This window comes from Affinundibacterium flavidum (assembly GCF_014284175.1).
In the GTDB taxonomy this organism is placed as follows: domain Bacteria; phylum Pseudomonadota; class Gammaproteobacteria; order Burkholderiales; family Burkholderiaceae_D; genus Undibacterium; species Undibacterium flavidum.
On the sequence record NZ_JACOGA010000002.1, the window covers coordinates 224,820 to 249,607 of the forward strand.

The following is a 24,788-nucleotide window of genomic DNA, read 5'->3' on the forward strand; positions in this document are numbered from 1 at the left end:
AGTCTGCTAAAAATGAATTTAAAGCCAAAGAGTAAATGTTCAAAAACACAAAATTACTTATTTAACATAGCTCTAAAATGCTTTCCTTGATGAAATATTGTGCATTTTTTGAGATAGGTAATTTGGCCATATGACGAGGTAATAGGGGCAGAATAACCACATCGATAGAAATTTAAATCTAATTATTTGAAATGTATAGAATTTTAATTTCATTTATTGTGAATGTGAGAAATTTAAGCATTAGACATATGGAATAAATTCCTTCTCAACAAGCTATTCGATTTCATCATTAGATATTTCACAGATATATTAATAAGATGAATAAACCGATCACTTGTTACCTGGCTAACGCAGAAAACTGGCTCGCTAGACTTGGTACTTGGACGGTGATTTGACAGTTGTTGGAAAAAGCGGTCTTTAGTTTGACGACGCCAACACAGGCTGTATTGATTAAAGACCATAAAAATATCTATCTTGGAGATCACAATGAGTTATCAGATGAAAACCTTGCTCATGGCGAGCATCGTTGGAGCTTGCTTAAGCAGTATGAGTAATACCAGTAACGCAGCCGACAAAAATGTCGCTCAAGCCGTTACCCCCTTAACTGAACACGGTCACGAGAGCAAAAAGCTCAAGCAAGCGCCGATGCCACAACAGCGTTTGACCTTACCGCCGAGTGCCGAGCAAGTGAAATTTAATCTCTCGCCGAGCAAAAAAGATGCGCGATTAAATAACGCAAAACTCTCCACCATCAAAAACAGTGCGGGTCTACGAGATCTGACAGCGGCGCAAGCGGCGGACTGTACTGACATGGCAAAATTAGGAAGCTACAGTGGCGCAGCGCTCGCGAATTATCTGGTCAACCTACCTGATTTTGAATGTACCTACCCACTGTTTCAATTGAACAGTGCGCAGGCTGCCAACATCTATAGCAATGCAAATTACACCGCCGTTGCGAATCGTTTTGCGCAAGAAGCAAGCAGCTACAGCGCAAACAATATGGCTTTGGTCAATCTGACTTTGTATTTACGCGCTGGCTACTTCCTTAGCGACACCATGAGTGCCGCGCAAGCTCCCGCCAGCACAAAAACCAGCCTACGCCCAGCGATCTCAGCCCTGGTGAATGGCAGCACTTTGTACCAATATAATCCAGTCGCATCGTCCACAGCGATTGAGGTAATGAAGTTAATCACCAACATCCGCGACGAAGCCTACTATCTGCCAAGTATTAAGAATGTATTTACACGCTTTACAAATACAGCCAACAATCCAAATGCGGTTAATGGCCTATTCAATTACACCGCCACCGATGGATTTACTGGTGCTTTGATTGTGATGTACTACGCGCATTACAGAGCTGATGCTGCGACCACGTTGCAAGATATTAGTTACGCAACCGCGATGAACAACTTTATCGTGAATAACAAAGCAGCCTTGCTCAACACTTACTATGCATATCAATTGAAAGATACGGAAAACGAAGCCTTCCGCTTTATGCAATACAGTAACTTGAAACCGGCCGTTAAACCTATGGTGCAATACCAATTGGCGAATAGCACCATGACCGGTGCTGATAGTGATTTATGGTTAGGTGCTGCTTCGGCGGTGAAATACTATGACAATGCCAATTGCAGCGAATATGGCACCTGCAATTTTGAAACTACGCTAGCTAATGCAGTTCTGAAAAATAACTACACATGCAGCCCAACGATCAAAATTCGTGCGCAAGATATGAGCGCAGCAGAACTGCAAAATTCCTGCGATTTACTGGCCGCGGAAGAAACCTACTTCCACACCATGTTGCCAACCAACCGTACACCGGTAGCGAATGACAATAACAAGTCTTTGGAATTAGTGGTATTTGATGATTACACCAACTACAACAAATACGCAGGCATTATTTTTGGCATTAGCACCAATAATGGCGGTATGTATTTGGAAGGCAATCCAGCCGATGTGAATAATCAAGCACGTTTCATTGCGCACGAAGCATCCTGGTTGCGTCCAAGCTTCTCAGTATGGAATCTGGAACATGAATACATCCATTTCCTCGATGGTCGTTTCAATATGTATGGTGATTTTGGTGCTGCGACGACCAAACCAACCGTATGGTGGATAGAAGGTGTTGCCGAATATCTGTCCTACAAAAACAATAACCAACGCGCCATCGATCTCGCAAAAACAGCTGCATACCCACTCAGCACTATCTTGGGTAATACTTACTACATGAGCGATTATGCTAACCGTGCTTATCCATGGGGCTATATGGCGGTGCGCTTTATGAACGAAAGACATCGTGCCGACGTCGACGCTGTCTTAGCCAAATTCCGTGTGGGCGACTACGATGGCTATCAAACTTACATGAACAATATCGGTACGCGTTATGACAGTGAATTTGCGACGTGGGTACAAGCAGCAACAACCGCAGGTACGCCACCATTACCTATCGATCCTGTAACCGCCTTACCAAATTGCAGCACACCTTATCCTTACTATTTAGGGAATAACTGTTCACTAAAAAACGTGACTTCCGATACACAAAGCTACGTCTACGTGATGGTTCCTGCAGGTGCTAAAAATCTGAAAATCTTCACTGGCGGCGGTAGCGGCGATGTCGATATCTACGTCAAAAAAGATGCCTACCCAAGCACCACAGTCTACGATGGCGCATCCGCCAAGGCAGGCAATAGCGAAAGCATCACCTTCGCTACACCGACAGCGAATTCTTGGTACTACATTATGTTGAAAGCGAAAACGCCATTTAGCAATGTTAGTGTTGGGGCTAGTTGGGAGTGAGTTTGAAGTAAATTAGAAATAAGTTAGCAGCAAGTTGGTGTTAAGTTCTAAGCCAACAAAAAATGGACATCGTGCAAATTATGCGATGTCCATTTTTTATTCTTTGCAAATCCCAGAGTGGACAATCATCGCATTAAATTTCTCAATCCTCTTAAATTTGGACGGTACTCATACGTTCCCCTAACATCTAACGCTCGCTTTAACAATCAGCTACCAGCGAAGCCGGGAAGCGTCCTGTTAAACAACCAGTTAGGCTGATGACAGATGCAACAGTTGAGCCAATCACCCTGTTGGAAGGGCGGAGGCATCGCCTCCTGTTGACAGATACCAACTTATAAAATCATAGAAACTTCTCCAACGGGCATGCGGCCGATGCAAAAACTCTTCTCTATTTTCTAGCGAAAAGTCGTAGATCTCTTGCGTTACCTTGGAATAGAGATAGCCGCCTTCGCCTTGACATGAACAGAGGCATATGTATTCGCCGGGGAGTTCCCAGACTTCATGGGCAAATCTCGTGCCAGATGCAATCTCTTCAGAGGGTTCGCTTACATCGACAAGTATCTCGTCCGACGTCTCACTGACTAGATTTCCCAGGCAATATTCTGAACAGAATATGAATAGCTCACTGCTAGACGGGATTCCCAACTTTGACATGGCCGCTTGTGCCTTCCCTATGTGTGCACGCTTGAAATGACCTATTCCTCGTAATTCTGCAAGGCGGCGGATTTCCGCAGGGATCGATGCACTCATTGCCATAGCCTAACGCTAATTGAATTTAACAAAAAAGCATATTAGCTTGGCTAATGAGAAAAGACAATTTGTTTTAAATTTCCTAGAACCCGCATGGAATTTGGTTGCAATTGCTTATGCTGTATAAAACCCGGACTTAACCAAATCGACAAAAAATGCAATTCGAAGAAACAAAAATTCTCTGCTTATTGATCAAGCCACCCAAAAAGATGGCAGCCCCCAATTGCGTTCAGTTAAGCCCTGCAAAATGAACTGTCATTAGCGCGCAGAGCCTGCCCTCGAATGCTAGAGCATAGGTATCTACACAAGTTTTTGACATGATGAAAGAAGGAAAAAAGCAAAATAACAGCACAGCATGTCATTCCTGCGTAGGCAGGAATCTAGCGGCTTTCGTTGATCAACAAAAGACACTGGACTCCTGCCTACGCAGGAGCGACAGTAATTATTTCGCTGTTTATTCGACTTGTGTAGATACCTATGATGCTATAGTCGGTTGCGGGAACGACAAACTATGAGTTTATCCGCTTAACTGAACGGCATTATTACCGAGCCCCCTTTCCTCACCGAAACAAAAAACAAACAATTAAAGCCACACAATATTAAACGTTCGCCCGTGGACTTTATATTCGCCCTACACCAACAAGGACCACCGCGTTTCAAAACTAGCACCAGCCAATAAAGTTTGTGCGCCACATTGCTCACTGGTGTGCGTCTTAATCAGGTTGAAAGCATCAGTACACATACTGACTGGTTCTACACAAAAATAATTTTCTGCTGATGGTACATAGATGCCCAGAAATCCCATGCCTGCATCGGCTTGCAAGCGTATCGACGGGTGCCGTGCATCAAGCTGAATTCTTACATCGCGATTCCAGCCTGTGAAATTATTGTCCATGACGTGTTGATCAACACGGACACCACGCGCCAGTTGCTTGAATAATGGTGTCGCTTGTAATCGCAGGGGCAACACCTCAGCGTCGGTGAGCCACATTGCGCTTAGTTCTGTTTGTAGCGAGCTCTCTTTTGTTTTGGGGAAATAAGGATGGTGGCCGATACCAAATGGCATCGCACTTGTTGAGCGATTTTGCAAACGCAATTTGACTTGCAAACCCTGCGCATTGAGATGGAATTCTTGCTCGGCATAGAAAGCCCACGGCCAGCCAAATTGCTGGCGCTGCGCTGGCTGTCCATAATCAAGTGCGAGCACGATGGTGTCTGCTGTATGGGCGATGACTTGCCACGGAACTTGCCAGCCTATGCCATGAATTGCATGCGCGGATGGGGGTAGGTTGGCGACCAGACGAATCAATTGATCTTCAAAAGAAAACGTAGAATCACGGATGCGATTACAGAACGGTAGTAAGGGAAAACTCGCCATTTCCCTTGCATCGTTTTTAGTGAAAGCGGCGGCATGTGCGGGGCGTAAAATATCTCGCCGTTGACCATCGCGCATTTGAAAAAATTCGGCGATAGAACCGCCAATAGACGGTGCCACTGCCAGATGCAAATCACCGCGGCTGATCGTGAACACCGTCATAGACTATCGACAAAATCCTAAACGCGCTGATCAGCGACCTGACGCAAAACGTCGAGCATGGCCTGCGCACCGGGCGACAGACGATGTTGTTTGCGCGTGATAATGCCGTAGGCATCCATGCGTAAACCCAGATCAAAATCGAGTTCGACCAAGAGACCGGAATTCAAGTAATGCTGAACCGATTCGGGTGGTAAAGCGATCATTAAATCGCTGGCCAACAATAAGCTGGTAATCACAGGAATCGCTGAGGTCTCTATCGCATCAGAAGGTAAATCGACTCCTTGCGCGAGGAACAAAGCCGTTAAGCGCTCACGTAAAATACTGCCTGACGGCGGCAAGATCCAGGCCGCTTCTGCTAAATCTGCTAACTGCAAATCATCGCGCTTTGCAAATGGATGATCGGGACGCACAATCAATCGATGCGGTTCATCTTGTAGCGCTTCAAATTTCAACTCGGCGTAGCTATCGTTTCCAGAAATCAAACGTCCTATCATCATATCGAGTTCACCTGAACGCAGTTGTTGCAATAGCAGCGTACTGGTATCGACCGCGATGGAAACATTGACTTTGGGATGCGTTTCTTTAAAACGCTTGACGGCACGTGGCACCAGACTCGTCGATGGCGTAATCACGGTACCAATCGCAACCTGTCCGCGCAAACCTGAAAATAATTCCATTACTTCTTGATGCGCGGTATTCATTTCTGCCAATGCCGTACCTGCACGGCGCACCATAATTTCACCATACCAGGTCGGCGAAATGCCGCGCGCCAGACGTTCAAACAATTGCACGCCTAATGCGTATTCAAGTTCGGCTAATAATTTGGAAGCCGCAGGTTGCGTCATGTGTGCCGCTTCGGCAGCGCGCAATATGGATCCATGCCTGCCCAATTCGACCAGCAATACCAGATGTCGGGTTTTTAAATGGGTGCGGACAAAACGGTCAGCAATCGGGTCTCTCATGATTTCACCTGGTCGGTTATTTTGTATGTTGCTATGCTGTGCTGACGGTATGCTTAAGTTTATTCGTGATACAGCTGACTGCGCCCACCATCAATCAAAATGTCGGTGGCATTAATGAAGCGCGCTTCGTCACTCGCCAGAAAGAGCGCAGTCTGCGCCACCTCTTCCGGTAAACCTATACGTCCGCATGGCAACAAATCTGCCTGACGCTGGCGCTCAGCTTCAGGATCGGGGCAGGAGGCTAGCCAGCTTTGTATCGCTTCGGTCAATATCAATCCCGGTGAAATCGAATTCACCCGGATGCCGCGTCTCGCGTATTCAATCCCCAAAGAACGCGTCAAGCCTATCAATGCGTGCTTCGCCACCGGATAAGGAAAACAACCGGGAATAATTTTATGTCCATGCACAGAAGCGATATTCACAATAGACCCTGCTGCTTGCGCCAGCATTTGCGGTAGCACCGCGCGACTGGCATTCCAAACGCCATCCAGATCCACCGCGAAACAGCGTTGCCATTGTTCTGTCGTCATTTCTAAAGGATCAGCAAACACATTCATACCAGCGTTATTGATCAAAATGTCGATCTTGCCAAAGCGCGCAACAGCTTGTTCTGCCAGGCTTTCCATCGACTTACTATCGGCGACATCGGCTTGCACAAACAGGCTATTCTCGCAGCCCAATTCCGCGCTGATAGCTTGTGCGGCAGCATCGTTCAAATGACTATTTAAAACCACCTTGGCACCTTCACGCACAAAAGCTCTGGCAGTTGCCGCACCGATTCCCAGTGTCGATCCTGTGACGATGGCGACCTTGCCTTCTAATCTCAAATTAGCCATGACGACCTCGTGTTCTGAATTGATCAAACATTACCGCTGCCAACAAAATCAGGCCGCGCATTAAATATTGGTAAAAGGTATCCACATCTTTTAAGTTCATCACATTTTCGACCGTGCCCATAATTAAGACGCCGATCAGCACCCCAGAAATTTTTGCCTTGCCGCCTTGCAGCGAGACGCCACCCAAGACGCAAGCAGAGATCACATCAAGTTCAAATCCTTGCGCTGCGTTGGGCTGACCACTGGTAATCCGCGAAGCTAAAATCAAACCCGCGATGGCAGTCACCACACCTTGTATCAAAAAAATCCAGACACGTAATGCCCGCACTTTGACGCCCGCCAATTCAGCCGCTTCGGGATTACCGCCTATCGCCAAAGTATTCCGCCCGAACACGGTGTGATTTAACAAGACGCCAAAAATGAGAAAACAAATCGCCAAGACGATGACAGGCATAGGTAAGCCCGCAACTCGTGCATCACCAAAGCTCATGAAACTTTCATTCGAGATCCCGACTGCCTGACCGTTCGACACAATAAAAGCCAGACCACGCACCATCAGCATGGTCGCCAAAGTCGCGATCAGGGCATTCACGCGCAAATAGGCAATCAAGACGCCATTCCCAGCACCGATCAAAGCGCCTGCCAATACGGCAGCACTGATCGCCAACGCGACGCTATCGCTGCGCTCCAAAACCAGTGCACCAAGGACGCCAGCGAAAGCAATGGTGGAACCCACCGACAAATCAAAATCACGTGATGCCAGGCACATCATCATGGTGCACGCGACCATGCCGATTTGCGAGACCGACAACATCAAGCCTATCAGGTTGGTGCTGGAGAAAAAATTTTCTACTGTGAGGGATAAGACAGCGAACAAGATCAGATAGGCGAGTGGCATGCCTTGCTTCGCGAGTAGGCTGATGAAGGGATTTGGTTTGCTAATTAGTTTGCTGATTTTTGTGCTTGTTTGCACTGTGCTTGCTTGGTTCTGGGGTGACATTTTTTCTTACTCCGAAATTTTTTCTTTTACTTTATATTTTTTGCTGACAATTTCTATTAATCGTTTTACTGAACTTGGCCTCACTGTTATCCGGGATTAATTTCTTAACAGTACTGCAAATTGATTCCCACCCTTTCATCTTCAATGCGTCAGTATCTACACAAGTCGGTCCACCACTAAAAGTCCCCCTCCCTTTCAAGGGGAGGGTTAGGGTGGGGATGGGTTATAGGGATGCAATCTGCAATTTCTATTGCACGACTAAAACCCATCCCCATCCCAACCTTCCCCTTGAAGGGGAAGGGGCTAAAAGCACAAATTCCGACCATTAAAGCTAAAGTTGATTCCTAAGGGAGAGGAAATTTTATACACATCTCAACTTACCCAGTAAGACCCAGATCAATCCAGTTTTCGTGCCTTTTTCTTTCCAATCGAATAGTTAAGCATCTATTTCTATTCACCATTCATCAATCAGGCAATGCCAATTTCAATACCGCAGCTTCATTCGCTTCTTCGCGTCTTAATTCACCACTAATCTGACCATCGCGCATGACCATGATGCGGTCTGAGATGCCTAGGATTTCGGGTAGCTCGCTGGAAATCACAATCACACAACAGCCCGTTTTTGCCACCTCATAAATGATGCGATAGATTTCATTTTTTGCGCCTACATCGATGCCGCGAGTGGGTTCGTCCAATATCACCACTTTTAAATTCTCTTGCGCCAGCCAGCGTGCCAGAATCACTTTTTGCTGATTGCCACCGGATAAATTCGCTATCGTTTGTTCGCGTGAAGGTGTTTTTATATTGAGTTTTTGTATGAACTGATCAGCCAATTGTGCTTCTTCTGCATGACGCAAAAACAGCCCTGCAATTAAGTTGCCGCGGCGATTGGCGATATTGATATTTTCTGCGACCGATGCCTGCGCCAAGATACCTTGTTCTTTTCTATCTTCAGGACATAAGACGATCCCAGAAGTAATTGCCTTGCTCACTATCATCGGCGCCAGCTCTTTACCATCGAGATAGATACTGGCACCAGCAGCGGCACTATCTATGCCATACAGCAGGCGCATCAATTCAGTACGGCCTGCGCCCACCAAGCCGAAGAAACCCAAGATTTCGCCAGAACGCACAAAAAAACTTTGCGGATTTTGATCTGATCTTGCAGCAGATTTGGCAACTAGGTTCGTCACCTGCAGACGCGTAGCGCCAACCTGACGTGTTTGATAATCATAAATATCACTGAGCTCGCGTCCGACCATATCGCTGATTAGAGTATCTTGCGCCACTGCTGCCATCTGTGCGTGCGTAGCGACTTTTTTTCCGTCCCGAAAAATCGTGCAAGCGTCGCATAAGGCATACAACTCTTCCAGCCTGTGCGAGATATAAATAATCGTACGCCCTTGCTCACGTAAGTCACGAATGATGCGAAATAAAATCTCGGTCTCACGATGCGACAAACTACTGGTCGGTTCATCAAATGCAATGATCTGCGCATCTTGCATCAAGGCTTTGCAAATTTCCACCATCTGTCTCTGCGCAATCGACAGATTCACTAACAATTGATCGGGATCGAGTTCTACGCCCAGTGCTTGCAGACGTTCGCTAACCAATTTGCGTGCGGCAGTTTTGTCGACGAAACCAAAACGGCGCGGCAAACGGCCTAGTAAAATATTTTCTGTGACGGTCAATTCCGGCACGTATTGCAATTCTTGGTGTATCACCGCCACGCCGGCGGCAATCGCATCACCCGCACTGTGAAATGCCTGCGCCTGACCAGCGATCCGCAAACATCCATGATCCGGCTTATATTGGCCGCCAAGGATCTTCAATAAGGTCGATTTACCCGCACCGTTTTCACCCAGCAAGCCATGCACACGGCCAGCCTGTGCGCTAAAGCTGACTTGATTCAGCGCCGTCACTCCGGGAAAAAATTTGGAGACTTGCTCAAATTCTAAATACGCAGACATCGAACATCACACCTTATAAGCCAAACTGTTTGCGCACATCATGTTGATTACTACGCGTCATCAAAGTGCCACTAGTCAAAGTTAATGCCGGTGGCTGACGGTTGCTGCTGATCCATTCATACATCATCATGCTGGTTTCATAGCCATGACGTTTGGGGCTGATTAATACGCTGCCGAAAAAACCCGTCTGCTTTGGTTTGGCGAATTCATTTAAAGCACTCTTACTACCACCGATGCCAATTGCCAGCATAGATTCTTGCGTGAATTTCCGCGCTTCTGCGGCACGCACTGCACCGAGTACCGCCTCGTCATTCATGCCGAAAATAATCCAGTGTTTAAAACCACTTTGCTTGGTGAGTACAATGTTCGCGGCGTTGTAGGCACTTTCGGTATCGCTTTTGACCAGATTCGCATCGATCAGATTCGTGACCGGGAATCCACCCGCTTTCAAAGCATCCACAGCGCCCATAGTACGCTCGCGTGCAGTTGGTAATTGGTCGTACGCTATTCGCATTGCGCCAACTTCTTGCATCTTCCAACCGCGTGCTTTGATTTCTGCCAGCAGGCTAGCGCCAACTTGTTTGCCGATTTCGTAAGCAGAAATCCCCATGTACGGAATGCTGGCAATCACTTGGCCTTTGCCGTCTTGCAATTGATCATCGACTGAAAATACTTTGAGCTGATGACGTTTCGCTGCGCGCTCAATCGCACTACCAAGTTTGACATCCGGCGCACAGACGATAAATCCTTGCGCTTTTTGTGCACCCAGATTATCAATCGCCGCCATCAATTTCTCACCATTCGGCACGCCAATTTTCACCAGCGTAAAACCTTTTTCACGCGCTGCTTGTTCAGCATATTTCCATTCATCTTGAAACCAGGGCTCTTCTGCTTGTTTGACCAGAAAGCCGATTTTTATCGGATCTGCTGCAAATGCAGATGCACCACAAAATAAAGAAGCCAGGCTTAAGCCGGCTAATTGCAAAGTGCTACGGCGTTTTTGATTTAAGGTATAACTTGGCTGATTTTTTAACTTGGCTTTCATTTTCATCTCCGTATTTTTCTATTTATTTTCTTATTTATTTTTCTATTTATCGTGACTCAATCATCTAAATCATTCAGCGGGTTATGCGCAACATCATTAAACAAAGTATCTGTCACACCCCGCACATCCGACAAGCGTAGGCCAAACAAACCTCCCGCTTCAGGCATTTGTAGCAATTCGGTCGCCGTCATATCTTTACGCGAACTAGTCAGCACTAATTGATTCAATTCTGCAGAGCCAAAGGCCGGACAGGTAGGATTCTTGGCTGGTAGCTTGACGATTTGCAGTACACGTCCATCCGCTGCATATTGCACTACCCGACTCGCGCCCCATTGTGCATTCCACAAACAGCCTTGTTCGTCGATCACAGAACCATCGGGATAGGCATGTTTTTCGGTCTCAACAAACAGGCGAATATTACTAACATTCGCACTCGCCGCATCGTAATCACATTGCAAAATACGCTGGCTGACGGTATCGCAAAAATACATGGTCTTGCCATCCAAACTAAAACAAATACTATTCGCGATGGCCACTGCTGGCAGGTCTACCTGACGCAAACCATGCTGCATCGAATATTGATAGAAATGTCCTATTCCCTCCCGCTTTGGGGACTGATCTATGCTACCAAATACATAGTTACCGACACGGTCTGTACGTCCATCATTAACCCGGGTACTCGGCAAATCGATTTCTATTTGCACTAGTGGTTCTATCTGGCGTGTATTAATATCGAACAGTGCCAGACTCTTCGTCATGCCCAACAAAATTTTTCCTGATTGACACAACACGAAGGAACCAACGCGATCAGGCGTGCTGTACATCGTCGGCGCAACATAGCTTTCGCGCCAGCGATAAATGGCGCTGGCTTCTATATCAGTCCACCACCAGCATTGGCGTTGACTATCCCACAACAAGCTTTCTCCTAAAGTTGCTTGTTGCGCTAACAGACATGACATAAACTGCGTCGAATTCATCAGATTTCAATCTCAAAAAAATGTTCTGATTTTGGCATATCAGCATTAGATATTGGCACTTTTTTTCCGACAGTCTGACAAGCACTATGCCAAGCCTGTATCAAGCCTGCCGCCCTGTTCTCGACCTCGACGAGCGACATGCCTGCACTGTACAAACTACCACCTAAACCAAAGCCACTAGCACCTGCCTGCAAATAGGCGTCCATATTATCCAAACCTATGCCGCCGACTGGAAACAGATACGGTGTTGACGACAATACAGTACGCATTGCTTTTAGCACCGGAGCACTGATCAATTCTGCCGGATACAATTTCAAGGCATCGGCACCTGCTTGCAAAGCGGCAAACGCTTCTGTCACCGAACTCACGCCGGGAATACAAATCATGTCTGCGGCTTTAGCCGCGCGCACTATCTCCAAATCGACATGCGGCATTACCACTAGATTGGCCTGCAAATCGCGCAGATGAAACACATCGCGCAATTGTGTTACGGTACCAGCGCCAAACAAGGCATCAGCAGGCAGACAATCACGCAAAATCGCAATCGACCGCAAAGCCTCGGGCGAAGTCAAAGGGACTTCAATCAAACGAAATCCTTGACGATACAAGCTGAGCGCGACACTCTCGACTTCTGCCGGACGTATGCCGCGTAAAATTGCAATTAATGGCAAGTGCTTGACAGCGGTTTGCAGATGCAAGGATGTAGATCTCATACATTCACCTTATGTGCAAGCTTGGTCGCATGGACACCAGCAGTGGCACGCTCTATCGCCCATAAGCCTACTGGTGCCGTATTCGACAAGATGCTTGCATTGAGTACGCCGCAGTGCGACAGCGCCTGCGCATAGTGAGCACACAAACTAGGATCACCAACTAAAATCAAAGGCGCTTGCTCCAAACCTGCGGCTAAGCGCCAACCCAGACCCGCCTGAATTTCATGCCCTATCAACAAACCGGATAAGTAATCCGCCAGTGATGAAGGTGGCATCATTTCCATTAAACCTAAAGTGCGAACTGCAAACAATTGATGTGCAAACCCCAGGTACATGCCTTGCCGCGCATCTTCAACCCCTCGCAAAAAGGCAATCGGATCAAGTTCATTTTGCTGACTAGGCATCAAACGCCCCAACACTGAATGCTGGCGCAAAATCGCAAACAACTCGCCAGTCATGTGGGTTGCAAATGCAGTCACTTTGCCTTGTTCTATCTGTACCCATTTTGAATGGGTGCCTGGCAAAATAATGCAAGAGCGTTGACTCGCTTCGGGGCGCAGGCTCAAGACCCCGGCAATTTGTGTCTCTTCACCGCGCATCACATCGGGTACACCATTCGCCGGACGGTAAGCCATGCCCGGCACGATATCAAAGCGGCGCTGATCCACTCCTTTTACAGACATCACACGTGCCGCAATTGCATTCACATCCGATGGGCAAGCCACATACGGCACTTCCAACCAACCGTGTTTGCTACCGACCATGCCGCATGCCAGCACTTTGATATCTGGATATTCTTGCAGCCAATCGCCCGCCAGTTGCTCCAAGCTTTGCTCATAAGCCCAGGCTGAGCCGTTCATACTAGAACTCCCTTGTGCACTGGTACGAGTTGCCAGCACTTCGCCATAACTACCTATAAGAAATACCCGCAAACAGGTACTACCCCAATCGACGCCAATCAGATGCGGATCAAGCGTCACTATTTCTTTATTAATGGCTACCATTCTGCAATACTCCCATCAGCGTGACGCCAGACTGGATTACGCCAGTCTGCTGCATTTTTACTCGCTTCAATCACACGCTGTTCGTCAACTTCTACACCCAGACCTGGCTTAGTGAAGGGTTTGATATACCCATTTTCTAAGGCAAAATCTTCGCGATTCACAACATAATCGAGCAACTCTGCGCCTTGGTTGTAATGGATGCCCATGCTCTGTTCTTGCAGTACCGCGTTATGCGATACAAAATCAACCTGCAAGCATGAGGCCAAGGCCACAGGTCCTAGAGGGCAATGCGGTGCTAAGGCAATATCGTAAGCTTCCGCCATCGCGGCGATTTTGACGCATTCTGTAATGCCGCCTGCATGCGATAAATCTGGCTGTACTATCGACAAACCGCCTTGTTCAAACACACGCTTAAATTCATAACGTGAATACATACGTTCACCAGCAGCCAAAGGAATACAGGTGCTATTCGCTAAGCGCGGATAATATTCAGCGTTCTCGGCTAACACCGGTTCCTCAACAAACAAGGGGCGATAAGGCTCTAATTCACGCAACAAGACTTTGGCCATAGGCGCACTAACGCGCCCATGAAAATCCAAACCAAATTCAATTTCATTTCCAAAAGCAGCGCGGATCTCCGCGACACGACCCACCGCGGCATCAATGGCAATCGAGCTATCAATCATCGCTAACTCTTCGGTGCCATTCATCTTAAAAGTATCGAAACCGAGCTCACGTAATTTACGTATGCTTGCGATTACATCAGCCGGACGATCACCACCAACCCAGCTATACGTTTTCATCTTATCGCGCACCAAGCCACCAAGTAATTCATACACTGGCACGCCCAAGGCCTTGCCTTTAATATCCCACAGCGCTTGATCAATACCAGCAATCGCACTCATCAAAATCGCACCACCACGATAAAAGCCACCGCGATACATTTCTTGCCAAAGGTCGTTAATACGCGAAGGATCTTTACCAATCAAATTCGGCGCAAATTCCTGCACTGCAGTTTCAACTGTGCGGGCACGACCTTCAATTACAGGCTCACCCCAACCGGTAATGCCCACATCGGTTTCAATTTTCAACAGCATCCAACGCGGTGGAATGCGATAAGTCGTCAGTTTTGTAATCTGCATAAGGCGTCTATAAAGCGTAGATAAAGCGGAATCGAGAAAAGAATAAACCGCAGTGTAGAACCTAGAGCTAGATCATAAATATGAATTATATTACTCTAGATATATTAATTTGGAATACATAGCGTGCGCAGAGATAAGGATCAGAAAATAGAAGGAAAAAAGAGACGGAATTTCTAAAATACAATTCTTTGTTTGAAAGAATTTTTTCAGGGAGCGGGGGTAGATAGGATTGCTGAAGTAATGTTTAAGGTTCCCTCTCCCGCGAGCGGGAGAGGGTTAGGGTGAGGGAAATTCAGCAACGGCAATATTAGTAGTGAAACCACAAAATTAATTACAGATTCACTCCCAAAATTGTGAGTCTAATAATGCAAAGCAGACCTGAAAAAATCATAGGGACAGAAATTTCGCAATTTCTTTCTTGATTTATGCCTTTGTAAGACTTTGCAGATACTGAACCACCCTCACCCTAGCCCTCTCCCGCCTGCGAGAGAGGGGACATGTGGATCCGCAGCTTACTGAGCGTTATCAACGCTAATCATGTAATCAACTTATCCGCAAACGCCTTACGCGCCTTAGCCACTTTCGGTGCCACCACAAACGAGCAATAGCCTTGCTGCGGATGCTGGCGGAAATAGTTTTGATGATATGCCTCTGCCAGGTAGAACTGCGGTGCAAGACTTAGCTCGGTAACGATGGGATCGTCCCAAACGCTGCGCATTTTTTGCATGACTTCTTGCGCGATTTTTTTCTGTTCTTGATCATGGTAATAAATCACCGAACGATATTGCGTACCTTGATCAGCGCCCTGACGATTGAGCGTGGTCGGGTCATGGATAATGAAGAAAATTTCCAGAATGTCGGCATAGCTAATCGAGGACGGGTCAAAGCGCAAACGCACGACTTCGGCATGCCCAGTCGTTCCTGTGCAAATTTGCTCATAAGTCGGATTATGAATTTGACCACCGCAATAGCCAGATTCCACACTGCTGATGCCACGAATCTGTTGGAAAACTGCCTCGGTACACCAAAAACATCCACCACCTAAAGTGGCAACTTGTTCAATTTGCATATTCATCATTTCTCTCCAAACTAGTCAAAATCAGGGTTTTGTCTACTTTTAGTCTATTTTTAACGCACATTCTTACACTATTTGCCTTAAAGGAAATATTACGATACTTTTTTCACTTTCAAAGACAAAAAAGAACTGCAAGATAAGCACCTAAAAGTAAATTTCTAACAATACTAAACCACTGCCCAAGCGGGTAAAATGCGGCATGCAAAATTTTGACGACGAATCCATAGTAAGAATAGAAGACGATTTATCCGATCAGAACGATTTAAGTCTCAAGTCTTACTTCAAATCCAATTTAACTCCCGACGATGTAGTTGCCCTCGCCCCTTTGCGGCGCGCGCAACCTATGTTGCAGGCGTTTACCGCATTATTTCACGGTGGCATTAATAGCGTCTTGATGCGCCTGCTTGTCTTGCGCGAATTAACGGCAGATGTCGATTCACCTTCCCTCAGCCGCGCCGATATTAATGCCAAATTGGGTTATCTGGAGCCAGAAGCGCTCGAAACGGTGCTCACACGTTTGCGTAGCACGGGGCTTTTAGTGTGGGATCCTAGTCAATCGGTATATCGCATCGCACCAATGGCGCGCAATGTCTTAGCCGCGATTGAATCCTTAATCCAAGTTGAACAACAAGACGATCCTTCTGAAGTCAGCTATATGTTGACCCAAGTTGCCGGTGCACAGGCCGTCGGTGGCGTATCGGTTGAACAGTTGCACCATTTGCTCGGTCGCTTGATAGAACTGACTGAAGAATTCTCGGATGCGATTGCCTCTGGCTCGGAATTTCAACTCCGCACAGCACAGCAAAAATGGCACACGGCTTGCGATTGGGTAGAAAAAGGTTCACAGATTATTCACGCGATCACGAATGATAGCCGCGCCGATTCGGCGACGCATCGTGCAGCACAGGCGATTGGCCGCGCTCAGAGTGCGCTCTTGAATATGCAAGGCATGTTCTCACGCGCTTTGAATCAGATCGAACGTCAGCGCGTACATCTAGGACAATCGGGTTTATCAACGACTGATATCAAGATGTGGTTGCTGCAGCGTGAAGATTTAGCCTCGCTCGCCGATGGCGCTTTATCACATCCAGTGACGCCGCATTTCATTACGCCGTCCGAAATGATCGATGTGGCCGAAAGCGAGTTACTCAGCCATCGTAATTCCGCGGTCTTAGGTGTTTTGCCAACCGGTGAAAATGCACCATCGATTGCGAATGATAATAGCGAAGCCTTGTTAGAACTCGATCATTGGTTAGATTTGCTCGGCAACATTGACGGTAAATCTTACGATCCAGAAACCAAAAAACATAAACCGCTACAAGATTATTTATTACCCGCCAGCTTCGCGATTGCCTCGTACCGCGCTTCGCTGTTACCGTTGATCGGTGATGCGAATGAAGCCTCATTGCAAGGTGCGACCGCTATCCTGGCGCGCTTGCCTTTGACATTCAGCTCCAAAGACAAAATGCAGAAAGTCTCTGATCCGCATGTGGCGGCGATTTCTGTGGCTAGCCTCATACCTTTGGAGTCGCAGCAGAAGTCACACCAAGAAGCGCCGCAAGAACCGCCGCGAGAAACACCGCACGAAACTAAACATGAATAAAACAAGCGTAGGGTGCGCCGTGCGCACCGACACTTTCACCACTATAAGAAAACTGGTGCGCATGGCGCACCCTACGAATACCAGGAATGTGATATGACTGAAGATGCACAAATCCTTATCGCCCGTTTGTTGGCGCATCAGACTTTACGTCGTGAAGACAAATTAGTAAAACGTGCTTTATCGGATGAGATTTTCCGTAGCGATATTGACACCCGCCTAAAAGCTTGCGGGATGAAGTTTGTTGATAACGTGTATGCCGATCATGTGACTTTGGCACTAACACGCGATAGCGAATCCAAAGTGTTCGGCACCAAAGACACCTGGCAGAATAATAATTTTGGTCTGGCACGCGATGGCGTCGCCTTGTTAGTCGTGTTGTGGTCGCTGATTATTTTGCCGAAACGTGAACGTCAGGAAGCACATCAAATGGCGCAAGAAGATCAGAACGATATGTTCGGTAAAGAAAAACCTTTACCACGCGCTGAAGACACATCGATCGGCATTTCCTACCGCACTTTGCTCGCTGATTTCGGCGAAAAGCTAGGTAAGAAAACCCGTATGGATATGAATCTAGGTCAGCTCTCGCGTTTAGGTTTTATCGAACGCAAAATGGACCTGATCATGGAAGGCCCCTTGTTGGATTTGCTGATGGATACCGATGCATTAAAAGACCGCATCATCAACGGCGCATTGTCGGATATTTTCCATATTCCTATGCCACGTACGCCAGCGGTGATAGAAGCTGAGCGTTTGGCGCCTGAAGAAGCTGAACGCTTAGTGGCGGAATCAGATGTCTCGAAAAATGAATAGCAAAACCCCTCAACGCCGAGACGCAGAGGCGCGGAGTAAAACCTTAGAAAAGAGATTTTCTCTGTTTTCTATTTTCTCTTCACTTCCGCGTTTCGACGTTGAAGGGCTTAATAGACCATCAAAAACACTATGCACAGCTTATCGGCACCGAGGTATAAAGTCTTTCTCTGCGCTCCTCTGCGTCTCAGCGCCTCGGCGTTGAGGGGTTCTAAATTGAGCTTTCCGTTGTACAGATTTTCTAAAGAAAAATAATTATGTTTCACATCAAATCACTAGAACTGGTTCACTGGGATTACTGGCAGCGGATTAAAAACATCCCACTAGACGCCAAGATTATTACGATTGCCGGTCAAAACGGTTCGGGTAAAACCACGCTGCTCGATGCCTTGCGCACTTTGTTTGGTCTGGAATGTTCTATGGGACGTTCGTACAAACATTATGCCCGTCACTCTGGTCAGCAAACTGCGTGGATACGTGCGGTCGTCGATAACAGCGCAGTCGGGCCGCAGATTTCAAATCGTCCTTTCCGCATGTCGGGCTTGTATGAAGATGAAGTCACGTTGTTCTGCAAAATCGAAAAAAACGGTGGTGACTGGAAGCGTCAATACTTGATGCGCAGTGGCAAAATAGAGATTGAAGAAATCCAGGAAGCCAACGATTGGCTAGGCGTAGAAACTTATCGCAAGCGTTTGTCACATGCGGGCTTGTCGTCAGCGATGGGTAAAGTGCTGGCGCTGGAACAAGGTGAAACGGATAAGCTGTGTGAATATGCGCCGCGCCAATTACTGGATTTGGTGTTTCAGGTATTCGGCGACAAAGAAGTCTTGGATGCCTACGACGATGCCAAGCGTCATCAACGCGATACAGAATCTGAATTGCAGCGTTTTGAAACGGAACTCGAAGGTGCAAAGACCAATCTGGAAGGTTTGCGTTTAAAAGTCGCCAACTTCCATCAGTGGGAAAGTCTGAACAAAGAAAAACGTGATTTGCAGGAAGAGATTTTACCGACCCTGCAATACCACGAAGATCTGGAACGCGCATCCGCCACCAGCCAGGCATTACGCGCCAGCAAACGCCATTTAAAAACGCAGGACGAAGCACTATCCGAACGTCGTCAAGCACTGGCACAGCAAGCACAAAATCACAGCGAAGCACAGCAATCCGAGGCGGCATTAGAAGCCGAAGAATCCAACTTGCGTGAAAAACTTGCGCAAGTCAATGCCAAGCTCAAACCGCAAGAAAGCTTGCTCGAACAAAAAGCGCGTTTGCAAAAACTGGCTGCGGAAGCCGATGCCGACATCGCGAATATCGCCGATGAATTAGAGAAAAAAGAAGAGGAACTCGCACAGCAAAAACAAGAACGTGATGCTTTGAGTCAGCGTATTGCCGCCGACATGGAAACCATCTCGGCGCTGCAAGGCAAAGCTAGTTTGCCCGACCCAGAAAACGTGCGTCAAATGCGCCGCGCTTTGAATGAAGCGAATATTCCGCACAGCATGCTGCCTGAGATCGTCGAAGTCACCGACGCTAAATGGCAAGGCGCGGTCGAAGGCGTATTACGCGGCTACACATCAGTCATCTTGCTTGATAATGCCAGCGACGCGAGTGCCGCCTATCGCATCGGTGAAAAGCAACGCTACAGCCACTTCATCGTGCCAGATCGCGTCAATGCGCCGGTAGTCAAAGACGATAGTTTATTGTCTGTCGTCAGCTTTAACGCCAAAGCACCGGCCTGGCTGATCGAACAATTAGAACGCATAGAAACCGTCGATAGCATTGATATCGGCATGAAGCTGCACAAGTCGCAAGAATGGATTACGCCCGACGCGTATCACTTCGAGCGTCGCGGTGGCCGCTCTTTATTTGTGGAAGTATCACGCTACCGTTTTGGTAATGCTGGTCGTACCCAACGTCTGGAAGCATTACAGAAAGCCCTGCCACGTTTGCAATCGCAAGAAGATCAACTCACAATCAAGATCAGCAAACTGGCTGGCGAAATTTCTTCTTACAAAGCGCGCCTCGCCGGTGTTGATGCGGCCAAAGAATTAAGTGCCCGTCATGCAGAATTTGAAGAAGCTTCTCGCAATACCCAGCCACTGAAGCAACAACGTATCGAAGTCGGCACCCGCCTTGGCGAGATCGCACCTTTGCTCAAAGCCGCAACTGAACAACGTACGGTCGCGCATCTGAAATGGGAGCAAGCTAAGGCCGCCATTGCCGATGCTGAGTCTCAACAACGTGTTTCAGAAAAACGCCACGCCGAAGAACGTAAAACGCAATTCGAAACTTTACGTACGATGCGTGAAACTTGGCATACGCTACCACTCAATTGGAAACGCAGTTCACATCGCAAAGAACTGGTGGCAGAACATGAAAACGTCCATCAAATTGAATTACGTTTACGCAGCCTCGGCAATAACTTAGCGCGCGATGATTGGGAAACTGATTCCACGGTCGTCGATCAATACACGCGTTTAAATAATTTGCTGCAAAACCGTCAGGCTGAAACCGACGAACGTCGTTATCAAAATAATCGCGCTATGGAAGCGACCGTGAATGCACGTGCGGCTTACATGGATAGATTACGCTACACGATTAAGACCTATAGCAAGAACATCAAACAACTGGGTGAGCTCGCAGGCATTGAAGTCCACACCGATCCGGTCAAACTAGAAAACGATGATGTGATGTTGTCACAAGCAGGTTTGCACGTACGCTTTAAATTCGACGGCAAAGGCCCTATCGGCATGAATGACGGTGAAGCATCCGGTGGTCAGCAGGTGATGAAGTCGCTGATTCTCTTGATCGGTTTATTGAAATCAGAAGACGGCTCAGGCGGCTTTGTGTTTATCGACGAACCCTTCGCGCATTTAGATATCCGGAATATTCAATTGGTCGGTGAGTTCTTGAAAAACACCGATGCGCAATACCTGATGACCACCCCGTTGACACATAACACCGACGTCTACGATCCTTCTGAATTGACGCTGATTACCAGCAAGAAGAAAAAAGATACGGAATGGGCGCAGCCGATTTTTGTGTTGCAACGCCGGGTGGAAAAAGTTAAGGATGTGCGAGCTTAAAACAGAAATGATCGCATAAATTGAGATGTAATAATTTACCAATGAACAGATGGCGCCACAAATTGGAATGTATCTCTTTGAAAATTCCCACAAGATTCTTGTGGGCGATTTGCAGCATTATTTGTGCTTCATACTTACAAGCGGCCGAGATATCGAATGCCAGTAATCAGCATCATGAGGACTTTGACAACTTTCTAAAAAGAACATTTGTAGTTGCAGATGGCTTCGATGCACCTAATAAAAAGTTAAATTCAAAAGGAGTTCATGCACTGGCTCATGGTCGTGTGCACAGTTTAATTCCTGTTCCGAATTCGTCTCTATTCGATGTATTAATCGAACACAATTATTTTGAAAATAATGCGCGAAAAACGATTTATTCGCGCTATCACCAACTATACAATCTTAAACTCGCGATTGGAGAGAGCATACAACGTGGTCAACTTCTGGGGTCGGCAAGCCAAGCACTCCACGAAAATCGCGTGACTTTGCATGAACGTTTGCCAAGTTCAGACGTAATTAAAGGCATTGACATTGCGCCATTTATTGAGCGACATCAGCAATTATTTAATCCACAGTTGGAGTCAAACTTAATTCTCGTTGATCAGAATAGCTATCGTATGCGCATCATCAAAGAGGGTAAAACTTTCGCCGGTCTAGACATCAGCCTTGGACAAGCACAAGGAAAAAAACAAGTTCAGGGAGATAATAAAACACCAAAGGGCATGTATTTCATCACGCAAAAATATCGAGGTCAATTTCCTGGCAAGTTTGGTGCCTACTTTGGTGGACACTGGATAAAGATCAATTACCCTAATGCGTATGATGCAGAGTGGGGAGTTGCGCAAAACCTGATCAGTCGCGAACAAGCTGAAAATATACGAAAAAAAATGGTTAAGCCGTTCGGCAAGCCTAGATAACACCAAACTAGGTGGTGGTATCGGCTTTCACGGCTGGGCCTATGAATGGCCAAATAACGGCCCCCGTCATTTATCTTGGGGCTGTGTTGTGATGCATGTCGCTGATATTCAACGTTACTTCGATGAGCTTCCTAGCGGAACGATGGTCATTATTTTTTAATTTTTTACATTGAAGTTCTGCGATTATTTTACCGTCAAACTTTGAAAGTCTCCTGAATGGCAATGTAGTGTCTGAGAAAATATTTAAACGATAAATCATTCTTTAAGAATTGACAGCGCGGCTTGCACCTATCCCACGCTGAATCCTCAAAAGCAAACTCAACTGTATGCAGTTAAGTTGATCAAATCGAGGCAGAGATATTCAACAGATGAAAACCTTATATCAAATATTTTTATCGACATCCATAACCGGCCCCAGCGTTTCCTTCAATTGAACTTCACCCGCACTCGCCGCTTGCGCTAATTGCTCGCACAGCTCTGTATGTGTGCGTTGGCTCAATGAGATTTTTTCTACACCGACCGCGCGGTTTCGCCCTGTCGTTTTTGCTAAATAAAGTGCAGCATCTGCTAGCTGGACGCTGTCATCAAAATTAATTGATGCTTTCATTTGGCCTTTTATTGAGCCACTCATTGGACCACTCATCTGCGCCTTCACCGAGCTATGTAGTGGCGCAAGCACATAGCCAATAGAGGCGCTTAAGGCGATCGTTTTACCGGAAAATTCTATCGGTGAATTGCGCAATTCCTCCAACACTCGACCTACCATCAGGCGCGCCTGTTCTGCATTACAACTGAAACTACAAACTAAAAATTCTTCACCGCCCCAGCGCACGACGATGTCGCTATCTCGCATTGTCAATTTAATTCGCCGCGCAATTTCTATCAGCGCTGCATCACCGGCTGGGTGTCCATAATTATCATTAATTTTTTTAAAGTGATCCGCATCAATAATCAAGATAGCGGCAGATTGATGTTGTATCTTCTCCCAAATGGCGGCGCTGTTTTCCATCACATAACGACGATTAAATAATTGCGTTAAAGGGTCTTGGAAGCGTTGATAGTCTAGCTCTTTGTTCTCCACTAGCAGGTCGGAATTACGCTTTCTGGCTTGCAAAAACAGGCGCGCTGACCAGGCCAAGGCCAGCAATAATAACAAGGCCAAAAATACCCAGCGTTGAATATTTAAACGACTTTTTTCAACTTCTGCCTGCAAGCTTAAGTTTTCTTTTATGCGCTCTTCTGTCTTGAGTAATTCACGTAATTCATTGGCGGCATGTCCGCGGCTGTCCTGCTCAATCTTGGCACTTAATTCGAGCTTTTTTTCTAGTGCTGCATAGGCTTGTTTGTAATAGCCATTTTTAAAATAGGCGGTCGCCAAGTTACCATAAAAGTCCCGTATTTCTACCTGATGATCTTCCTTCTGAAAAATCTCTAAAGCTTCTGTAAATAAGGCCTGTGCATGCTCCAGATTCTTACTTTCCACCGCTAATAAAGCCGCTGTCATCTTGGCGTAGCTATTTAAGAAAACGTCCTTATGTTGTTCCGACCACTCTAACAACCGTTTTATTTCTTTATGTGCCCGCTGAAAATTCCCTTGTGCATACGCGATGTCGGCGTAATTACTCCACACGATAGGCGGCACCGTATCTTCTTTTTGTTTAATCGCGACTAGCTCAACTTCGCGGTAAGCTTTAAGTGCGTCCTCATATCGTTTAAGCGACATCAAAATGTAAGCGCGATTTAAGAGGCCAGTCGTGTTAGACCAGGTTGGGTTAATCTCGTGATAGAGCGCTACGGCTTCTTCGATATGATTGAGCGCATCTCGTTTGTCACCAAAATCAACCTCCACCATTGCCAGGCTACGCAAAGAGCCTGCTTGTCGAAAACGATCATTGTTAGCACGTGCAATACCTAAAGCAATTTTTGCAGCATCAATGGCATCCCGTGCGCGTCCTTGCTTTGTGGTTAACTCTATGTACATCGTGCTGATCCAGTAACGCAGAGTTGCTGCCTGCGTAGGCTTAATCAAATAGAAAGCACGCGCCAGATGTTGATCACGCTTTTGCGGGTCTTCTTCCGCATACATTTGACACAATTCTATGGCCGCTTGAACCGCAGGTTTCGCACTATTTTCAGGCGCTTTATTTTTCAAATTCGCTAAGGCGGTTTGAAGTGCTGCCATATCCTTCAATTGCGTCGTCAAGTAACAACGGTAAGCACTTAAGATAGCGAAATCTTTTAGTGCTGTCGCTTGGGGTTCTATCTTCTGCAATTGAGTCAGTACCTGACGATTGTCACGCCCATATTGGTTGGCGACATTCTCCATTGCCACTTCGAAAATTGAAAATTGTTCTTTCACCGTATTGGCCATTGGCACTGCGGCCTGTGCTCGGCTTGCTGACAAAATCAACAGTATCACCAGCAGACTGCAAACAGAGGCAGCATCAAGTAACTGGCGCTTGATGCCGAACTGAACTCTGCTTTGATGTCTGGTGTTGATGAATTTCATGTAGTGATCAATTTAAATTTCTTCATCGAGTTTATGCGCAGCATTTCCGCAAGGCAATA

General features: G+C 46.8%; 17 protein-coding genes and 1 pseudogene. 6 read left to right on the forward strand and 12 right to left on the reverse strand.

Translation table 11 applies throughout. The annotated features are described in order from the left end of the window. The first annotated feature begins 498 nt into the window (after positions 1-498). Positions 499-2,796: a M9 family metallopeptidase gene (locus tag H8K55_RS02790; protein WP_186940651.1), complete on the forward strand. Its 2,298-nt coding sequence runs from the start codon at positions 499-501 to the stop codon at positions 2,794-2,796. Between the two features lie 1,381 nt (positions 2,797-4,177). Here the strand turns inward: H8K55_RS02790 and H8K55_RS02795 are convergent. From H8K55_RS02795 to msrA, 11 genes and pseudogenes are all read right to left on the reverse strand, one after another. Further along, a complete protein-coding gene (locus tag H8K55_RS02795; RefSeq protein WP_186940498.1) occupies positions 4,178-5,083 on the reverse strand; it encodes an aldose 1-epimerase in 906 nt (301 codons plus the stop codon). Between the two features lie 17 nt (positions 5,084-5,100). Beyond that, on the reverse strand, positions 5,101-6,045 hold the full coding sequence (locus tag H8K55_RS02800) for a LysR substrate-binding domain-containing protein (protein ID WP_186940499.1): 945 nt from the start codon (positions 6,043-6,045) through the stop codon (positions 5,101-5,103). Positions 6,046-6,104: 59 nt separating this feature from the next. Continuing rightward, entirely contained in the window at positions 6,105-6,881 is a 777-nt protein-coding gene (locus H8K55_RS02805; RefSeq protein WP_186940500.1) for an SDR family oxidoreductase, read from the reverse strand. Beyond that, positions 6,874-7,794: pseudogene (araH, locus tag H8K55_RS02810) on the reverse strand (L-arabinose ABC transporter permease AraH); the annotation flags it as partial. The pseudogene araH and the gene H8K55_RS02805, both read right to left, overlap by 8 nt. 551 nt (positions 7,795-8,345) lie before the next feature. Next, entirely contained in the window at positions 8,346-9,851 is a 1,506-nt protein-coding gene (araG, locus tag H8K55_RS02815) for an L-arabinose ABC transporter ATP-binding protein AraG (protein ID WP_186940502.1), read from the reverse strand. Between the two features lie 13 nt (positions 9,852-9,864). After that, positions 9,865-10,896, reverse strand: coding sequence for an arabinose ABC transporter substrate-binding protein (locus H8K55_RS02820; protein WP_186940503.1), 1,032 nt, complete (start codon positions 10,894-10,896; stop codon positions 9,865-9,867). Positions 10,897-10,952: 56 nt separating this feature from the next. Further along, positions 10,953-11,873, reverse strand: coding sequence for an SMP-30/gluconolactonase/LRE family protein (locus H8K55_RS02825; RefSeq protein WP_186940504.1), 921 nt, complete (start codon positions 11,871-11,873; stop codon positions 10,953-10,955). Next, a complete protein-coding gene (locus tag H8K55_RS02830) occupies positions 11,873-12,586 on the reverse strand; it encodes a 2-dehydro-3-deoxy-6-phosphogalactonate aldolase (protein WP_186940505.1) in 714 nt (237 codons plus the stop codon). Before H8K55_RS02830 ends, H8K55_RS02825 begins: the two co-directional genes overlap by 1 nt. After that, complete coding sequence (locus H8K55_RS02835) at positions 12,583-13,590, reverse strand: 2-dehydro-3-deoxygalactonokinase (protein ID WP_186940506.1); 1,008 nt, start codon at positions 13,588-13,590, stop codon at positions 12,583-12,585. Before H8K55_RS02835 ends, H8K55_RS02830 begins: the two co-directional genes overlap by 4 nt. Next, complete coding sequence (gene dgoD / locus H8K55_RS02840) at positions 13,584-14,732, reverse strand: galactonate dehydratase (RefSeq protein ID WP_186940507.1); 1,149 nt, start codon at positions 14,730-14,732, stop codon at positions 13,584-13,586. The genes H8K55_RS02835 and dgoD overlap by 7 nt, the downstream gene beginning before the upstream one ends. Before the next feature lie 535 nt (positions 14,733-15,267). After that, the gene (gene msrA / locus H8K55_RS02845) at positions 15,268-15,807 is read right to left on the reverse strand and encodes a peptide-methionine (S)-S-oxide reductase MsrA (RefSeq protein WP_186940508.1); all 540 of its coding nucleotides are present in this window, start codon (positions 15,805-15,807) and stop codon (positions 15,268-15,270) included. A 199-nt stretch (positions 15,808-16,006) separates the two neighbouring features. Between msrA and H8K55_RS02850 the strand changes: the two genes are divergently transcribed. From H8K55_RS02850 to H8K55_RS22260, 5 genes are all read left to right on the forward strand, one after another. Beyond that, complete coding sequence (locus H8K55_RS02850) at positions 16,007-17,410, forward strand: hypothetical protein (protein ID WP_230408460.1); 1,404 nt, start codon at positions 16,007-16,009, stop codon at positions 17,408-17,410. A 93-nt stretch (positions 17,411-17,503) separates the two neighbouring features. Beyond that, entirely contained in the window at positions 17,504-18,220 is a 717-nt protein-coding gene (locus H8K55_RS02855) for a hypothetical protein (RefSeq protein ID WP_186940509.1), read from the forward strand. Positions 18,221-18,474: 254 nt separating this feature from the next. Next, positions 18,475-21,303, forward strand: a complete 2,829-nt coding sequence (locus tag H8K55_RS02860) for an ATP-binding protein (RefSeq protein ID WP_186940510.1) — start codon at positions 18,475-18,477, stop codon at positions 21,301-21,303. Between the two features lie 77 nt (positions 21,304-21,380). Next, a complete protein-coding gene (locus H8K55_RS02865; protein WP_186940511.1) occupies positions 21,381-22,220 on the forward strand; it encodes a L,D-transpeptidase in 840 nt (279 codons plus the stop codon). A 19-nt stretch (positions 22,221-22,239) separates the two neighbouring features. Next, positions 22,240-22,380 carry a L,D-transpeptidase gene (locus tag H8K55_RS22260; RefSeq protein ID WP_408057949.1) on the forward strand — a complete coding sequence of 47 codons (141 nt, stop codon included), beginning with the start codon at positions 22,240-22,242 and terminating at the stop codon, positions 22,378-22,380. Positions 22,381-22,602: 222 nt separating this feature from the next. Here the strand turns inward: H8K55_RS22260 and H8K55_RS02875 are convergent, their stop codons facing one another. After that, positions 22,603-24,729: a tetratricopeptide repeat-containing diguanylate cyclase gene (locus H8K55_RS02875; protein ID WP_186940512.1), complete on the reverse strand. Its 2,127-nt coding sequence runs from the start codon at positions 24,727-24,729 to the stop codon at positions 22,603-22,605. Between the last annotated feature and the right edge of the window lie 59 nt (positions 24,730-24,788).

Bases quoted from the DNA above. Each gene is read 5' to 3' on its own strand.
- H8K55_RS02790 (WP_186940651.1), top strand. From the start codon at position 499: ATGAAAACCTTGCTCATGGCGAGCATCGTTGGAGCTTGCTTAAGCAGT.
- H8K55_RS02825 (WP_186940504.1), bottom strand. From the start codon at position 11,873: ATGAATTCGACGCAGTTTATGTCATGTCTGTTAGCGCAACAAGCAACT.
- H8K55_RS02820 (WP_186940503.1), bottom strand. From the start codon at position 10,896: ATGAAAGCCAAGTTAAAAAATCAGCCAAGTTATACCTTAAATCAAAAA.
- H8K55_RS02830 (WP_186940505.1), bottom strand. From the start codon at position 12,586: ATGAGATCTACATCCTTGCATCTGCAAACCGCTGTCAAGCACTTGCCA.
- araG (WP_186940502.1), bottom strand. From the start codon at position 9,851: ATGTCTGCGTATTTAGAATTTGAGCAAGTCTCCAAATTTTTTCCCGGA.
- dgoD (WP_186940507.1), bottom strand. From the start codon at position 14,732: ATGCAGATTACAAAACTGACGACTTATCGCATTCCACCGCGTTGGATG.
- H8K55_RS02795 (WP_186940498.1), bottom strand. From the start codon at position 5,083: ATGACGGTGTTCACGATCAGCCGCGGTGATTTGCATCTGGCAGTGGCA.
- H8K55_RS02835 (WP_186940506.1), bottom strand. From the start codon at position 13,590: ATGGTAGCCATTAATAAAGAAATAGTGACGCTTGATCCGCATCTGATT.
- H8K55_RS02860 (WP_186940510.1), top strand. From the start codon at position 18,475: ATGTTTCACATCAAATCACTAGAACTGGTTCACTGGGATTACTGGCAG.
- msrA (WP_186940508.1), bottom strand. From the start codon at position 15,807: ATGAATATGCAAATTGAACAAGTTGCCACTTTAGGTGGTGGATGTTTT.
- H8K55_RS02800 (WP_186940499.1), bottom strand. From the start codon at position 6,045: ATGAGAGACCCGATTGCTGACCGTTTTGTCCGCACCCATTTAAAAACC.
- H8K55_RS02805 (WP_186940500.1), bottom strand. From the start codon at position 6,881: ATGGCTAATTTGAGATTAGAAGGCAAGGTCGCCATCGTCACAGGATCG.
- H8K55_RS02850 (WP_230408460.1), top strand. From the start codon at position 16,007: ATGCAAAATTTTGACGACGAATCCATAGTAAGAATAGAAGACGATTTA.
- H8K55_RS02875 (WP_186940512.1), bottom strand. From the start codon at position 24,729: ATGAAATTCATCAACACCAGACATCAAAGCAGAGTTCAGTTCGGCATC.
- H8K55_RS02855 (WP_186940509.1), top strand. From the start codon at position 17,504: ATGACTGAAGATGCACAAATCCTTATCGCCCGTTTGTTGGCGCATCAG.